Below are 15,753 nucleotides of genomic sequence, written 5' to 3' on the forward strand. Positions count from 1 at the left end.
TGTTACCATTTCAAAGAACTTTTATATCTTGTACCCTTGGTAACGCAGGACACACAACGGTGGCTAACATCGGCTAAAACTAATGCGGAGTAAGTGGATAAAATTTAAGATAGTGCAAGAAATAAACTACGCAGCGGACAGACAAGAACGGAGCTTCGAAATCCGCACTAGTCTTAGCCGAGAACCGTTGTGCTTCATGCAAAAAGCCAACCGCACATTCAAGCACATTTGGTTTTTGCCGACACGCAAAACCGAACCAAAAAACCAAAAGAGCTTGAATTTTCCCACCGCAAATAATTCTTCATTAGAAAAACATTATTACCTTTGACCTAATTAAGTCAAGTCCAAATATGGTAAAATGACACTAGGGCAGAAAATCAAACAATTAAGAGAGTCCAAAGGGATGTTGCAGAGACAACTTGCATCTATTCTTGAGATGGGCGATGGTTTTTTAAGTAAAGTGGAAAGTGACCTAAAGCCATTGAGAAGAGAACACTTAAAGGCCATTAGTGAGACTTTCAATTATTCATATTCAGAACTTGAAGCTTTGTGGATAGCAACAAAAGTTTATGACTTAGTTAAAGATGAGGATGAAGGGCTTAATGCATTGAAAGTGGCAGAGGAGCAGATTAAATATCATAAAAACCAAAAATGAAGTATCGTCTTTATAAAAAAGAGAAAAAGGAAATTGTTCCTGTGACAGGTAACGAAGAAAACAAGCTTGCAAAAGCTAGATTATCTGATATTTTTGAGAAAAGACAAGAACTTCGAATTCCAAGTAGGTTTATAGAAGCGTGGGAAAATGTTGCCTTATTTCAAACTAATGGTGACATTGCTAAAGCAAATTCAATTCTATTTCCGAATGAAAAATCGGCTTTTGCACTTAACAACACTCTCAATGATTTGACCGCAAAAGAATGGCTTCCTGAAACAGTGACTGTTTTTAGCCAAAAGGGATTGGGAGCAGGCAATAAAGATGCACAAATCGAAAAACAACATCCAGCACCTTTTTCGTTTCAAGATGTGGGCAGATTAATCCAATTTTACTCCAAAGAAAATGATAGAGTTTTAGACCCTTTCTCTGGTGTGGCATCTACAGCTAAAGCTTGTGCATTTAACAATCGAGTTGGATATGGGATTGAGTTAAACCCGAAGTATCACGAACTAGCAAAAAAGAGAATTGAAATTGAAGTTCCTGATGAGCAAAAAGCAAAAAAAATTCAAAGTTTAATCAATGGAAATAGTAAGGAGGAAATCAAAAACTTTAAAAATGACTTCTTCGACTTTATTGTAACTAGTCCTCCTTATTGGAATATATTAGAAACAGTTGACCATAAAGGAAAAGAAAGAGTAATTAATAATTTAGACCATAAATATGGTGAGGACACGAAGGATTTTTCTAACATTGAGGACTACACGTTATTTTTGGAGACTCTTTCAACATTTTTCAACGACTGTGCACGCGTACTCAAAAAGGGGAGGTATCTGTGTGTAATTGTTAGTGATTTCAGGAAAAAAGATAAGTATTATACTTTTCACGCTGATTTAGCTAATGAGCTTGAGAAAAAAGGAAGTTTTGTATTGAAAGGAGTTCGAATTCTATATCAAAGGCATAAAGGCATTTACCCATATGGTTATCCGTTTTCTTTTGTCCCTAATATGCACCACCAAAACGTTTTAATCTTTCAAAACATAAAAAAGAAATGATGAAAGTAAATAAGATATATTTAGGAGATTGCATAAAAAATATGCAGGAATTAGAAAATGAATCTGTCGATTTAATCATAGCTGACCCACCATATAATCTTAACAAGGATTTTGGAAACACATCTGACAAATGGGGTGATGTAAATGAATGGGTTAAATGGTCAAAAATATGGCTTGATGTCGCTATAGAAAAATTGAAGCCAACTGGTTCTATTTTTGTTTATGGTATACATCACTATTTATGCTTCCTCCAAGTACATTTGTATGAAAGAAATCTAAAATATAGACGTCAAATAATTTGGCACTATGAAAATAGTTTTTCTGGATATAAAAATGCTCCTTCAGCAAATTATGAGCCAATATTATGGTTTTCTAAATCTGACACTTATACATATCACCAAATAAGAGAGCCTTATAAAAGTACCGAACGCTTGAAAAACAAAATAACTAAGAATGGCAAGGTTTGGACACCCCATCCAGACGGGAAACATGCAGGTGACGTTTGGAACATTCCTGTTTTAGCAGGTAAACGATTTGCTGAAGAAAAAGTAGATCATCCAACTCAAAAGCCAATTGCTATTTGTGATAGAATTGTTAAGCATTTTTCGAATGAGGGAGATTTAGTGTTAGTTCCTTTCGCTGGCTCTGGAAGTGAATGTGTAAGTGCACTCAGAAATGGGCGAAATTTCATAGCTTTTGAAAAAAATAAAAATTACATTGAACTGGCAAACAAAAGAATCAACAGTGTTTGTATGCAGGCTGAATTTCAAAATGATATAATTGCTAATGGTATCTTTGCTGAAATGTAAAAGTTATTGAATGAAGAACATTCCACACCAATTCAATAGTATTAACAAATACTTCGCTGCTTTAGAAACTGTAAAACAGCTAATAGAGGAGGAAACGCCACTACGAGATGAAAACTTAGGAGAGCAATTATTAAGGAATGGGGTCGTTAACCCAGGAAGAGCAGGTCAGACTATAGATGAATATTTAGAAGAACAAAGTCACAAGACGCCATCCAACAGAGGTTATCATACGGCAGCCAGAGAGACAATCAAATTTTTTAAGCTAATCGGCTTTCTAATTGTTTACGATAACAAATCAGGTGAACTTACCCCACGCGCCATACAACTTTTATCAGGTAACAATCCTAACGCTCGCAAATTATTATGGCGAGATTCATTTATGCAGCTTGGAGTTGAAGGAGTTGATGGTGAAATTAGCCATCCTTACAGACTTCTTTTGAAACTTACCCAGGATAGACCAGGTATTGAGACAAGCAAACTTATGTTAGCTCTAGAAGCAGAAAATAATTCTCAAGAAGAATATGAAAGAGTACTTGCTTTATCGGAATTAGGATTTGACACTATATTAGAGGAAATAAACATAAGCGAACACCAAGCAAGAAATGCAGTAAAGATACTTCCGTCATTTGCTGTACAAGTTGGAGATATCAGAAAACAGGGTAATTACACATATCCTATTGGACATATTTCAATTACCGAGGATGAAATTTCAACTGAAATACCTAATGAATTAACAACAGATGAAGGGATTCCTTATTCTCAATATCGACAGGTTACTTCTGAAAATATTGCTAGAGATCCTATTTTTAATGAAATTTCTTCAGTAAGTATAGACCTCACAGAATCAATTCGAATTAGACAAAATAGATTATCTCACCACCAAGAAATCGTTAGACAATTAGGTTTATTTTGTGAGCAAAATGGATTTGAACTTTTTGAGGGGAAATTTGACTGTTTATCTACCTTAGATGATTCCGCAATAGTTTTTGAAGTTAAAACAATTCTTGCTTCAATGTCTGACCAAGAAAAGCAAACAGTTAAGGGTGTTGGCCAACTAAAATATTATAAATTTTCTATCGTACAAAGACAGATGGGCTTTGAAAACATTCGAGAAATTTTAGTATACTCTCAAAAGCCAAATGAAAGTTTAATTCAATTTTGTGTATCTGAAAATATATCTATTGTATGGCTTGAGGAAGGGACATTTAAAGTATACAACCATGAAAATAACTTGGAAGTAGATTTTGAACCTTTAAACTTCATCTAAACCATATGCTTAATAGCCACACACATTGCCAAGCCGCTCAGCGCCAATGCGCCAGCCAAAGCTTGTCAAAGAGTGTGTCTAAGCTAGCTCACAAACGAAAAAAAAGCACGAAAGCACAACATTATATAAGCGTAATGCGGGCTGAACGATCAAAAATGAGCTATTATACTCTTAATACACTTTGCGGTAGGCAGACAGTGAATTGCTCCGAAACTCGCACTAAGCTTATACTTGACCGTTGGGCAGAATTAAACTGATGTAATAAAATTAAGTACACGAAAGTAAAAACTACACTTAATACATAAACGAGTGTAATTTTTGACTATATTTACACCCGTAAAGCAAAAGAGCGTAACACTTACCTTCGTTTGGAATGAGAGACTTTAAAAGAAATGAGCCTTATAATAGTTTACCAATTCTACCTCCAAATACAAATTTGGAAACAACAGAAATATTACGAAAAGCAATTAGTGCAAGTAGAGCATTAGCCCAATTAAATGGAGCAATCACGAACCTGCCAAAGCCTAAATTATTTTTAGACACAATACATTTACAAGAAGCTAAAGCAAGTTCTGAAATTGAAAATATTATTACAACCAATGATGAATTATACAAGTCGGTAATTGCTAATAAAAAGTTTGAAAACCCAAATGCTAAAGAAGTTATAAGTTACAAAGAAGCCCTTTGGTATGGACTAGAGCAACTAGAATCAAGACCATTTATAACTACAAACCTCTGCATTGAGATAATGCAACGCATAAAGCAAAACACGTCTACTATTAGAACAGCGCCAGGCACTACTCTTTCAAACACAAAAGGAGAAATTATTTACACTCCCCCATCTGGGGAATCTGTTATTCGAGAAAAATTAGGAAATCTTGAAAAGTTTATCAATGAGGATAATTCACTAGATCCTCTGATAAAATTAGCCCTACTACATTACCAATTTGAAGCAATACATCCTTTTTCTGATGGGAATGGCAGAACAGGACGAATACTACTCTTACTTTATCTTAAACTAGAAAACTTACTTGATATTCCTGCAATATATTTGAGTGAATACATTATTAAAAACAAAGCGGAATACTATAAAAGATTAAAACAAGTAACTGAAAAAGAAAACTGGGAAAGTTGGATAATGTACATATTGGATATGATTGAATGGACTTCTAAAAAAGGTATAACGAGATTAGAGGATATTTTGTATTCCATGAAAACTACTTCGGAAGACATTAAAAAGGAATTGCCGAAAGCATACTCTAAAGATTTAATAGACATACTTTATAAACTTCCCTATACAAAAAGACAGCATTTAATTGATGCAGGATTGGGGACAGCAAAAACCGTAGGTAATTATTTAATCGAACTTGAAGAAAAAGGTTTTCTTAAATCTGTTAAACTAGGAAAAGAGAAACTTTACCTTAACCACCGACTAATGAAAATATTAGAAAAAGAATAACGTGTGGTAATAATGTGTATAGTGCATAGCACCCTGCGGGACGATAGGACACCATACACGGGTCGTTATCGAGCAAAAAAAATGAAAGACTACGTAGAATACAATGATAAACTATTTTCGAGATGGGCTCCAATCTATGATGGATTTGAAATCATCCTATCCGGTGTAAGAAAGAAAATGAACCAAGAAATAAACTCAACTAACAAATCTGTTTTAGATATAGCAACCGGAACTGGAAGTTTAGCAATCGCTTTAAGCTCAAAAGCAAAAGAAGTTGTTGGAATCGATTTATCATCAAAGATGCTTGATATTGCAAGAAAGAAAAGAACAAACGACAATCTATCTTTCTTACAAATGGATGCAAGTGAAATGAAGTTTCAGGATCATAAATTCGATATAGTTACAATAAGTTTAGGATTACACGACATGCCACAGGAGATAAGAACAGCTGTATTGAAAGAAGTAAAAAGAGTATTGAAAAAAGATGGGAAACTCTATATTTTGGAATATGATTTACCCCAAAACAAGTTTATAGGATGGTGTTCTTCGTATTTGATAAATACTTTCGAAAGCAAATATTATCTCAATTTCATTAAATCTGAACTATCCGATTATCTCAATACATTTGGCTTTAAGATTGAAGGAAAAACCAATTACTTATCAGGACACTTGCAATTACTAACAATAACGAATTAATATTCGGCAGGCAACAAAACCTAAACTGCATTGAAGTGCAGTTTTGACAGAACCGTAATACTCCCTGAAGCCTTCCTAAAATTATTCGCTTGAAATCAATTTTTTGGTGTGTGCGATAATTTATTACATTTGATTAAAATTTCTTACACCTACTAAAACAATTTCATGAAAAATCCTATTTCACTTTTATTATTAATGACTTTAGTATTCTTTAATGCAATCATAGCTCAAGAGGTTATTAAAACTGATAAAGCAATCTATACCATTGAGGGCGAATATTATTTTGAGATTACCAAATCTGACATTAATGGTAAAAGGGTATTCTTTAAAGCCGAAACAAATATCCCCGATAAAAGCAAAAAAGAAATGTTTTATCCAGGCGCTAATCACGCTGCATTTGACTTGATTGGCGACAACATTGTAATTGTGTACGATGTTTGGCAAAAGAAAGCGGGAACAAAGGATTGTTTAGTGAAATTATTAAATACCAAGACAGGGAAATTTACAGAACCACAACTGTTGTATTCTACAGAGATTAATTCTGTTTATAGTTCAAATGAAATTATTTACAAACCAATTTATTCTCCTGACAAATCAAGCTTGCAGTGTTGAAAGACAATATTTCCCCAAGCTATCCTATAGAACCTGAAATCAAGATATACGACACAAAAGCATTAAAGGCTATTTCTACTAAAAAACTAAGTGGCAAATACGAAAATCAAAAACGAATTTTTGACCAAAATCAATTCAAAATTGATAATGAAGGAAATATTTCAGTAGTGTTTCATTTATTAAATGAAGAAACCAAAATAACAACAAAAAGCTATTCGGCTGACATTCCATTCAATGCAGCTGGTTTAAAAAACATTAAAGCACTTGAGGCAAATTCTTCTCAAGACGAAGTTGTTGACCAAATGTCGCACGGGCGTTTTTACAAAACACTTCAAGACTATATTGATGATAATCCCATACCAGGTGTTAGAATTAAAAATGGCAGTTTTAGCGCATCATTATTTACCAGTGCAGATTTCAAATTAATTGATGATGCGGGCAATCTAAAAAAAGAGGATTCCAAAAAGTTGCCTTCAGAATTATTTACATACAAAAGAAACAATTACGAATCGCCCCATCTCGTAAGAATCATTGATAATAAGCCATATATTGTTTTGGCTGCTGGTAAATTAAATTATTATGCATTATATAAAAATCAAGAAAAACTCTATTATTCTGAAGGCTGGGATGGTGAACTACAAAAATTTAAAGGAAAACATTTAGAAAAATACTTAGAGAAACACAATTTACTGGATGCTTATAAAAAGGATAAACCCAGAAGAGAGTTTAGTGATGATGTAAATGGATACTTCAATAAAACAATCAACTGGCAAGTCAAATATTTTAATTTACTTAACAAAAAAATGTAATAAAAGAAGTCCCTTTAACAGCAGTCCAGGATTCACAATCCATCTGTTTTCTTTTGATCTTATTCAGAATATACCGGGCAATTAACACCATCCATAAGACATTATATGCAACATCTAATTTCTTTAAACAACAGATCTCCCAAAACAGGAAAAGAATGTTTTTTTGCCCCTAATAGTTTTCTGGTGGGCGATGTAATTTGTGGGGATCAATGTAGTTTTTGGTTCAATACTGTTGTACGGGGAGATGTAAATAGCATCATTATGGGAGACAGGGTAAATATACAGGACGGAGCTGTTGTCCATTGCACGTACCAAAAAACAAAGACCACAATTGGCAATGATGTTTCTATAGGCCACAATGCTATTGTGCATGGTTGTCAACTTGGAAACAATGTTTTGGTAGGTATGGGTGCCATTATAATGGACAATGCCATTGTAGGAGATAATGCATTGATAGCTGCCGGGGCTGTTGTTTTAGAAGGCACTGAAATTCCTGAAGGCACTGTTTTTGCTGGTGTCCCGGCAAAATTGGTCAAACAATTGCCTCCAGAAACTTTTGAGGATACGAACCAGCGTATTGCCCGCAATTACATAAAATATGCCGGCTGGTACAAGGTTTAATGCAGGTCAAATCTTGGCGCATCTTCTAATTCCATGTCCCAGTTGCCACGGATGTTGATTTGCTCCGGATAGATATAAACGGGTTCGGGTTGTGTTTTCAGCTCAATATTTCCCGATGTCCAGCGTCTGTTTCTGTCTTTGTCTAAAATTACCCTAAACTGCAAGTTACCCGGCTTTAGGTATTTCCAGGATTTCTGAAAAGTTTCCTGTCCGGAAAAAACAATTTTGTCGATTACCTTACTTTCTCTAATCAGTTCAAATATATACTGATGTGCAGCATCAAGTTCTGTTAGTTCTATTGATAAATTTCCATAATCCTCAACTGATTTACTTCGGTATTCAAGCTTAAATGCTTTGTTAGCATTTCCATAATGATCATTTACACTGCTTTCTGTAACTACAAGATCATAGCGGGTTTCTGGTTTTAAATCAGTAGATATCAGCAACTGTTTGGGGTTTAGACTGTCAATGGCGAAACGTATGTTTTTTTCCCGTTTAAAGCTGTCTTCATACAGGTGAATTCCAGATACGGGCAATTGCACAGGTCTTTCAAAACTAAGGGGGATAGGCTTAGCCAACTCCAGACTTTGTGTTCTTTTTGGCTGCTCAGGATTCCACAGGGGAGGAAGTTGCGCTGCTGAGTCTTTATTAAATACTTCACTTCTAAACTCTAATGTATCAAGTTCGTTATTTTCAGGTTTTAGAATTATGCGCGGACGTTCTGTTGTATTGTACAAATAGTAGAGTTTAAGTGTATCGCCTGTTATGTTCCAGTTTTGATGAATTTTTTGTTCAAAACCCTGTACATCAAGAATATCTAAACTATTAATCTCTTTGTTGAAAACAACAGACACAATATTCTGTATATCAGCATTATATGAAACTACAGAAGCCGTACTTTCATTTTCAAATAAACTTAAATTCAGGCTGTAATCTATATCAGGCTTTAGGTGTAGGGTGGTATCCAAAAAACCAATTTTTTCACCAGGTGGATCGTATTGAATATTGAAATTCTCATCTTGTAGCACAAACACCCTGTATTTTCCTGCCTTTAGGTATTTAAATTGAAAAGCCCCTGATTCGTTGCTCATAGCATAATAAAAGGGTTTTGTTTTTTGAAAGCTGGTATCGGTAAAAGTTTCGTCCTGATAAAGTAAAACACCAGCATTTTTTGCTCCACTATTTGTATAGGCATCCCGAATATTTCCACTTATGGAAAGGGAATCAATAAAATCTCCAGTGCTGAAGACATAATTCAGACCGATGAGTTTATTACCTTCATTATTATCAGCTATTGCCTGCCCAAAATTTATGGTATAAGTTGTTTGAGGTTGTAATGTATCGTCTATTGTAAGAATCAGTTTTTTGCCTTTGATTTTGTATTCAGGACGATTGTCGAGCGGTGGAGAAATAAGCACTTCGTTGTATGGGTTGTTCAGTTTTATAAATTCATCAAATTCAAAAACAAACTTTTTGGTTTTTACATTTTTGGCAAGCATTTCAGGTTCTGCTGAAATGTTTTTAGGAGGCTCTTCATCTGTAGGTCCACCGGGCGGGTTAAAGACAGTCGCACAAGAATTCAACAGAAACAGAACAGCAATAAAATACAATTTCAGAATCGTCCTCATCTGCCCATATGTATCATTAATACTGAAATATCTGAGGGTGTTATACCGCTGATCCTTGATGCCTGTCCCAGGGTTTTGGGCTGGATGTCTTTGAGTTTTTCCCTGGCTTCTGCAGAAAGGCTACTCAGTCCATCATAGTTGAGACTTGAATGCAAGAGCACATTTTCCAGCCTGTTCATTTTATCGGCCATTTCTTTTTCTTTGTCTACATAGCCTGAATATTTCAGAGTGATTTCAGCTTCTTCAGCTATTTCATCATCATAATCTGAAAGAAACGCTTCGAATTCAGGCAGTATCTTTCTTATGCTTTCTATACTCACCTGCGGTCTGCTTATGACCTGGTCTAATTTTATTTTTTGTTTGATGGGAGCTGAGTCTAGTGATTCGAGGTAAGGATTTACTATCTCAGGTTCAGCGCTGGTTTTGGCGATATATTTCAATATTGCTTTAATGCCTGCTTCTTTTTCCTGTACTCTTTCCATGCGATCGCTTCCCGCCAATCCGAGTTCGTAGCCCAAAGGTGTAAGCCTGAGGTCTGCATTATCCTGTCGCAAAAGTATTCTGAATTCTGCCCTGGAAGTGAACATTCTGTAGGGTTCTTTAGTCCCTTTTGTAATAAGGTCATCTATCAGTACTCCAATGTATGCATCAGAGCGCTTTAGTATAAAAGGTGCTTTGTCCTGAAGATTTTGATGGGCATTAATCCCTGCCATCATTCCCTGGCAAGCTGCTTCTTCATATCCCGTAGTTCCGTTTATTTGACCTGCAAAAAAGAGGTTTTTCACCAATTTCGTTTCCAGGGTATGTGTCAATTGTGTGGGAATAAAATAATCGTATTCTATGGCATAGCCGGGCCTGAACATTTTTACATTTTCAAAGCCTTCGATTTGCCGCAGCGCATTGAATTGCACATCTTCTGGCAGCGAGGATGAAAATCCATTGACATAAACTTCTACTGTATTCCATCCTTCGGGCTCTACAAATAGCTGATGCCTGTCGCGTTGTGAAAAGCGATCTATTTTATCTTCTATAGAGGGGCAGTACCTTGGCCCAACACCCTGAATCCTTCCGGAAAACATTGGTGATTTATCGAAACCGGTTTTAAGTGTTTCGTGTACTTTTGGATTTGTAAAAGTTATGTGACATGGCCTTTGTTTTTCCAAAGGCTTCGTATTGCTAAAAGAAAACTTACCGGGTTTTACATCACCTTCCTGAATTTCCATTTTACTGTAATCCAGACTTCTTCCATCAACTCTTGGCGGGGTGCCTGTTTTCATCCGGCCTGATTCAAAACCAATTTGAACCAATTGTTCTGTAATTCCTGTAGCTGCTCTTTCCCCACTTCTGCCTCCACCAAATTTTTTCTCGCCTATATGAATGATTCCATTCAGGAAAGTGCCATTTGTGAGTACAACTGCACGGCATTCTATTTCCATGCCCATTGAAGTTTTCACTCCGGCAACTGCGCCATTTTTAATGACCACTTCATTGACCATATCCTGCCAGAAATCCACATTGGGTGTTTGTTCTAATTTCAGGCGCCATTTATTGGCAAAGTCCATTCGGTCGGATTGCACCCTGGGCGACCACATGGCCGGCCCTTTGGATTTATTGAGCATTCTGAATTGTATGGCCGTTTCATCACTTACTATTCCTGAGTATCCGCCAAGCGCATCTATTTCCCTGATGATCTGTCCTTTGGCCACACCGCCCATAGCAGGGTTGCAAGACATTTGCGCAATGTTCTGCATATTCATGGTGACAAGTAGTACGCTTGAGCCAAGATTGGCCGCTGCAGCCGCTGCTTCAGATCCCGCATGTCCGGCACCTACTACTACAAGATCGTATTTTTTAAACATTGTTAAGGCTTTATGTTTCACGTGAAACAATTAGTCTAAAGCTAAGATATTCAAGCACTTATCTTCTTTTTCACGCATTAATTGTGCTTCTTTCGGGCTTTTATCGTTCCAGCCCAGCAAATGCAAAACTCCATGTATCAAGACACGGTGCAATTCCATATTTATTGCTACACCAAAATTTTTTGCATTCTCTTTTACCCGTTCTATACTCACAAATATATCAGCATCGATTATTTCAGCTTTTTCACTATTGTCAAAGGTAATAATGTCTGTATAGTAATCGTGCCCAAGGTGTTTTTTGTTTATTTCCAAAAGATAAGCATCCAAACAAAAAATGTAATTAATGGTTCCGCTTTCTTTCTCGGATTCCCGAATACATAAATTGATCCATTTTTTAATCTCTGCTTGGTTTTGAAGCTTAAAGGGAATATCTTCTGTGTGAAAATATATGGGCATATGTAAAAATACTGATGTAAGGACTTAGAGGGCCTAAATTTTAAAGTGCAGCTCTACAGTACTGCCTCCATCTGAGAACACCATTAGGTCAGACAGTTGATTCATTAAAAACACGCCACGTCCTGTAAGCTTTTCAAGATTCTCTGGATTGGTAGGGTCGGGCAAATTATTATAATCAAAACCTTCACCCTCATCTGAAACCTTGATTATCAATGTATTATTTTCAGATTTTGCAGATACTTTAACTTTTTTTGATTCATCTGTTTTATTGCCATGAATAATACTGTTGTTTACAGCTTCAGTTAAAGTAATTAAAATATTGCCAAACAGCTCTTCTTTAATACCAAAGTTTTGCCTGATCTCATCTACAAAACTCTCAAGTACAGAAACCTTGTCTGGGTTAGAGGGGATATTCAGTTCAAAAAGTTCAGTATTATTATTCGTGTTCATACGGTGCAAAGATATTGAAATAAAATCAAAAAGTTATATTCCTGAAATAACGCTCTACCATGTTTTTGTAGTAGGGTTTTAAAGCAGGGGGCAATGTTTTGTAAAGTTGAATTTCAGCATCGCGCTGTTTAAAGTACTCCTCAAGTGAAGGGGGCGTTTCCCTAACGATCTCTCCGGCAGTGTTGGCTTTTCGCTCGTCATCAAATTCACGTTCACGCATGGCTTTTTCGGCATCGAGCAATTTAGTTAGAATTTCCTGCTGCCGCTCGATCATTTCACTGGTCAATTGTTTATTTACAAGATCAGTCTCGGTTTTGTTCATTTCTTCCTGAAGTTTTTCCAAATCGCCCAAACTATTTTTCCCGTCTTTATTTTCTTGTTGGCTGAGTTGTCTCAGGGCTTCTCTGATAGCGGCTTGTTTGGCTGCCATTTGCGCCATTTCCTTGCTCATACCAGAGGTCCCGCCTTTTTCTTTGCCATCGGGTTTCTTTCCTTTTTCACCTTTTTCCCCCATCTTGTCTTGCATATCAGAGAGTTGTTTGTTCATTTGCTTCTGCATCTCACTGAGACTTGGTTTTCCTTTCCCCGGTTTTGGTTGCTGACATTGCTGTGTGCCAGGCATTTGTGAGGCCATTTGTTGTTGCATTTGTTCCATGGCCTCGCTGAGCATTAAAGCCAGATTGTTGAGATTGGTCATGCTGTTTTGCTGCTTTACCGATGCTTGCTTAACCTGTCTTTCGGCAAGGTGCTCAATGCTTTGTTCAAGATTTTTGTTGAGTGCTTTGATTTCTTTACTTATAAAGGATTCAAGGGCAAAGACCCGCTTGGATAATGCTTCTAGACTGTCTTTTACAATTTGTGTATTGTCTTTCAATTTATTTTGATCGCGGACAAGCTGAACATATTGTGGGTCGTTGGTTGCAATAGAAGTGCTTTTCAATGCCAGTTCTTCCTGATCATGAGAAAGGATCAATAGGTGTTCCAACAACTGACGCAATGCCTGAAGGTCTTCGCCCATTTGCTGCATTTCCATGGATTTCATCATTGCGGAAAGACTTTCCGCAGCATCCTGCATTTTATCCTGGGCTTTTTGCTGACTGTCATTTGCCTTTTTATTATTTTTCTTGCCCAATTCTTGTTCAGCATTTTGGCTTTCTTCTTTGGCTTCATCGAGGGCTTCTTCCAAATCTGACATATCTATTTCCTGTTTGGCCTCTTTAGCAAGCTCTTCCATTTTCTCAAGCTCTTCCTTGATCTTGTCAAGCTCGCTGCTCAGTTCTTCCTGCTTTTCTTTTTGTGCCTCGCTGTCCTTTTTGTTTTCAGCCGTTTCTTGTTTTAATTCTTCCTGCTTTTTAGCGAGCTCTTCAATACGGTCAAGCGTTTCTTCCATCTTCTGTTCCAACTCAAATTTTTTGAAAAGCTCAAACATGCGGTCCAACTCATTTTCCAGCTGCTCATTGCTGAGCTCCATATCTTCCAACTGATCCATTGCAGCTTCTTTGTCCATCTTCTCCAGCATCTTTTCCATTTTTTCGAAAAGCGCTTTCATTTCTTCATCCATTACCTGGTCAAAGAGTTCCTGTAGCTTTTTTTGCTTTTCGGCCAATTTTGGATCTATGTCTTTGTATTCTTTTTGCCGCTGTTGGTTTTGATTGAATTCACTTTTTATATCAGAGATGTTCTTTTGTAGCTCCTTTTGTTTTTTGAGTAAATTCTCCATGCTCTTTTTGTCTTCCCAGCCCAGCTCTGATTTTCTGAGGGTTTTCTCTTTGAGCTTTTTTGATTCCTCCTGTAATTCGGAAGCCGTTTGCATGCTTTCCTTTAATTTTTCTTTTAATTTTTCATTAGAGCGTTCTGCTTGTTCTTTCAGCTTATCTTTTCCTGGCAAATTGAAATATTGCATATTGCTCCGGCTTGATTTGCTGCCATTTACAGCATCATTGTCCCATACCTCAAAGAAATAGCTGATCTTATCGCCCGGGTCAAGTTCCAGGTTACGCATGTCCCAAAAATGATTGAATCGACTTACCGTACTGCTTCTGTTGAAGGAAATTCTTTCTTGGTTGTATGCATTTCTGATGGGCTCACCCTGCTTTTCAATTCTGTACTTAAATTTCAAATCCCTAAGGCCATAATCATCAGAAATTTCACCTGTAAAATACATTTGTTTGTTAGAAGTGCTGTCATCAAAGCTTTCCACAGCAATATCTGGGTAAGCGTCTTTTTTTACATTTATCACGTAGGAGATGGTATCGGCTTTTTCGATTAGGTTATTTTGATAGATAATGCTATAGGCTTGCGTTTCATTTACAGAAAAACTGCTTTGAAATTTATTGTCAGAAGTTCTTCGCAATTGAAAAAGACTGTCTTCGAGCGCCAGTGAAACAGCATCTACTTCTTTGGTGTAAAATTCCCAGTTCAGTTGGCTGCCTTCTGGCACGCTTAAGTCACCGGTATTGCTGATTACTTCATCTTTAAGCCCGGTATAAGATGGATAATCTATAGCGACTTCAAATTTTTGAATGGAGGGTTTTGGCAATACCTTTAGTTGATAGGCTTTGGAATAATAGCCATTGGCATAAAAGCGAAAGCTACTGCTTTGCTGTACTTTTTTAAAAGTGTAGGAAAAATGAGTTTTATCCTGTGCACGCATTTTATAAGAAAAATCGCCTACCTGCAGATAAACTTCTTTGGGAAGGCTTTCACCTGAAACTTCCATTTCCAGCAGAAAATCTTCGGATTGAACGGCTTGTAAATCTTCGTTTTTAATTTCAAAACTAAAAGGTGCTGGCTTTTCAAAAGATTCATCGTAGCGAATAATGCGGGTAGTACTTTCGGTGATCAAATTGGGAGCTGCAAAAACCACAAGCAATAGTAACAATGCCGGAGGCAGCAAATAGGGTAAATATTTTTTGTTTTTCTTCAGATCAATGGCAGTAGAAAAAGGGACGGGCTGCAATTGCTCCGATTTTTGAACGATACTTGCTTCGATAAGAGTATTGTCCGCGCCACTGGCCTTGTAACTGTCCAGTTGAAGAATATTCAAAAGCCGATCTTCCACTTCGGGAAAATGCTTGCCTATGATATCTGCTGCTTCAGTGCGGCTCATGGTTTTTCCCAGCTGCATATAGCGGACCACAGGAATCAATATCATAAGAATGAATACAAGAGATTCCAAACCAATAAAACTGAAAAAGATCACTTTGCGGGCAAGCGTGGGTAAATAGAGAAAATATTCAAGAAAATTGAGAGCCAGAAAAAGCCCGAACAAAAGCGCAAAAAAGAGTATTAACCCCTTTATCAAGCGGTTGAGGTAATACTTTCTTATAAAAGCATCGAGTTTATCTAAGAGTAAATGATAACTTGAACTTTGCGACATA

At 36.7% G+C, this 15,753-nt stretch carries 14 protein-coding genes; 9 read left to right on the forward strand and 5 right to left on the reverse strand.

Features of this window, described 5'->3' with window-relative positions:
* Positions 1 to 358: 358 nt before the first annotated feature.
* From WD048_02545 to WD048_02585, 9 genes are all read left to right on the forward strand, one after another.
* Entirely contained in the window at positions 359 to 655 is a 297-nt protein-coding gene (locus tag WD048_02545; protein ID MEX0811067.1) for a helix-turn-helix transcriptional regulator, read from the forward strand.
* Positions 652 to 1,707, forward strand: coding sequence for a DNA methyltransferase (locus WD048_02550; GenBank protein MEX0811068.1), 1,056 nt, complete (start codon positions 652 to 654; stop codon positions 1,705 to 1,707). Before WD048_02545 ends, WD048_02550 begins: the two co-directional genes overlap by 4 nt.
* Positions 1,704 to 2,516 carry a DNA methyltransferase gene (locus WD048_02555; GenBank protein MEX0811069.1) on the forward strand — a complete coding sequence of 271 codons (813 nt, stop codon included), beginning with the start codon at positions 1,704 to 1,706 and terminating at the stop codon, positions 2,514 to 2,516. The genes WD048_02550 and WD048_02555 overlap by 4 nt, the downstream gene beginning before the upstream one ends.
* Before the next feature lie 10 nt (positions 2,517 to 2,526).
* Positions 2,527 to 3,783 carry a hypothetical protein gene (locus tag WD048_02560; protein MEX0811070.1) on the forward strand — a complete coding sequence of 419 codons (1,257 nt, stop codon included), beginning with the start codon at positions 2,527 to 2,529 and terminating at the stop codon, positions 3,781 to 3,783.
* Between the two features lie 373 nt (positions 3,784 to 4,156).
* Positions 4,157 to 5,242 (forward strand): Fic/DOC family N-terminal domain-containing protein, encoded by a 1,086-nt coding sequence (locus WD048_02565; protein MEX0811071.1) that lies wholly within the window; start codon positions 4,157 to 4,159, stop codon positions 5,240 to 5,242.
* Positions 5,243 to 5,323: 81 nt separating this feature from the next.
* Positions 5,324 to 5,938, forward strand: a complete 615-nt coding sequence (locus WD048_02570; protein MEX0811072.1) for a methyltransferase domain-containing protein — start codon at positions 5,324 to 5,326, stop codon at positions 5,936 to 5,938.
* 165 nt (positions 5,939 to 6,103) lie between these two features.
* Entirely contained in the window at positions 6,104 to 6,550 is a 447-nt protein-coding gene (locus tag WD048_02575; GenBank protein ID MEX0811073.1) for a hypothetical protein, read from the forward strand.
* Positions 6,547 to 7,359, forward strand: a complete 813-nt coding sequence (locus tag WD048_02580) for a hypothetical protein (protein ID MEX0811074.1) — start codon at positions 6,547 to 6,549, stop codon at positions 7,357 to 7,359. The genes WD048_02575 and WD048_02580 overlap by 4 nt, the downstream gene beginning before the upstream one ends.
* A gap of 105 nt (positions 7,360 to 7,464) precedes the next feature.
* Positions 7,465 to 7,980: a gamma carbonic anhydrase family protein gene (locus WD048_02585; protein ID MEX0811075.1), complete on the forward strand. Its 516-nt coding sequence runs from the start codon at positions 7,465 to 7,467 to the stop codon at positions 7,978 to 7,980.
* On the opposite strand, the gene WD048_02590 is transcribed toward WD048_02585, so the two are convergent.
* The 5 genes from WD048_02590 to WD048_02610 are packed head-to-tail and all read right to left on the reverse strand — an operon-like array spanning position 7,977 to position 15,752.
* Positions 7,977 to 9,608, reverse strand: coding sequence for an Ig-like domain-containing protein (locus tag WD048_02590; protein ID MEX0811076.1), 1,632 nt, complete (start codon positions 9,606 to 9,608; stop codon positions 7,977 to 7,979). The two genes, WD048_02585 and WD048_02590, sit on opposite strands and share 4 nt — an antisense overlap.
* Entirely contained in the window at positions 9,605 to 11,467 is a 1,863-nt protein-coding gene (gene mnmG, locus WD048_02595; GenBank protein ID MEX0811077.1) for a tRNA uridine-5-carboxymethylaminomethyl(34) synthesis enzyme MnmG, read from the reverse strand. Before mnmG ends, WD048_02590 begins: the two co-directional genes overlap by 4 nt.
* 30 nt (positions 11,468 to 11,497) lie before the next feature.
* Positions 11,498 to 11,923, reverse strand: coding sequence for an rRNA maturation RNase YbeY (gene ybeY, locus WD048_02600; GenBank protein MEX0811078.1), 426 nt, complete (start codon positions 11,921 to 11,923; stop codon positions 11,498 to 11,500).
* A gap of 33 nt (positions 11,924 to 11,956) precedes the next feature.
* A complete protein-coding gene (locus WD048_02605) occupies positions 11,957 to 12,373 on the reverse strand; it encodes an ATP-binding protein (GenBank protein ID MEX0811079.1) in 417 nt (138 codons plus the stop codon).
* 25 nt (positions 12,374 to 12,398) lie between these two features.
* Positions 12,399 to 15,752: a DUF4175 family protein gene (locus WD048_02610; GenBank protein MEX0811080.1), complete on the reverse strand. Its 3,354-nt coding sequence runs from the start codon at positions 15,750 to 15,752 to the stop codon at positions 12,399 to 12,401.
* Position 15,753 lies beyond the last annotated feature (1 nt).

It is taken from the genome of Chitinophagales bacterium (assembly GCA_040877935.1).
GTDB lineage: Bacteria > Bacteroidota > Bacteroidia > Chitinophagales > CAIOSU01 > JBBDNB01.

Excerpts from the sequence above, each read along its gene's own strand:
- WD048_02545 (MEX0811067.1), top strand. The coding sequence starts at position 359 with ATGACACTAGGGCAGAAAATCAAACAATTAAGAGAGTCCAAAGGGATG.
- WD048_02550 (MEX0811068.1), top strand. The coding sequence starts at position 652 with ATGAAGTATCGTCTTTATAAAAAAGAGAAAAAGGAAATTGTTCCTGTG.
- WD048_02555 (MEX0811069.1), top strand. The coding sequence starts at position 1,704 with ATGATGAAAGTAAATAAGATATATTTAGGAGATTGCATAAAAAATATG.
- WD048_02560 (MEX0811070.1), top strand. The coding sequence starts at position 2,527 with ATGAAGAACATTCCACACCAATTCAATAGTATTAACAAATACTTCGCT.
- WD048_02565 (MEX0811071.1), top strand. The coding sequence starts at position 4,157 with ATGAGAGACTTTAAAAGAAATGAGCCTTATAATAGTTTACCAATTCTA.
- WD048_02570 (MEX0811072.1), top strand. The coding sequence starts at position 5,324 with ATGAAAGACTACGTAGAATACAATGATAAACTATTTTCGAGATGGGCT.
- WD048_02575 (MEX0811073.1), top strand. The coding sequence starts at position 6,104 with ATGAAAAATCCTATTTCACTTTTATTATTAATGACTTTAGTATTCTTT.
- WD048_02585 (MEX0811075.1), top strand. The coding sequence starts at position 7,465 with ATGCAACATCTAATTTCTTTAAACAACAGATCTCCCAAAACAGGAAAA.
- WD048_02590 (MEX0811076.1), bottom strand. The coding sequence starts at position 9,608 with ATGAGGACGATTCTGAAATTGTATTTTATTGCTGTTCTGTTTCTGTTG.
- mnmG (MEX0811077.1), bottom strand. The coding sequence starts at position 11,467 with ATGTTTAAAAAATACGATCTTGTAGTAGTAGGTGCCGGACATGCGGGA.
- ybeY (MEX0811078.1), bottom strand. The coding sequence starts at position 11,923 with ATGCCCATATATTTTCACACAGAAGATATTCCCTTTAAGCTTCAAAAC.
- WD048_02605 (MEX0811079.1), bottom strand. The coding sequence starts at position 12,373 with ATGAACACGAATAATAATACTGAACTTTTTGAACTGAATATCCCCTCT.
- WD048_02610 (MEX0811080.1), bottom strand. The coding sequence starts at position 15,752 with ATGTCGCAAAGTTCAAGTTATCATTTACTCTTAGATAAACTCGATGCT.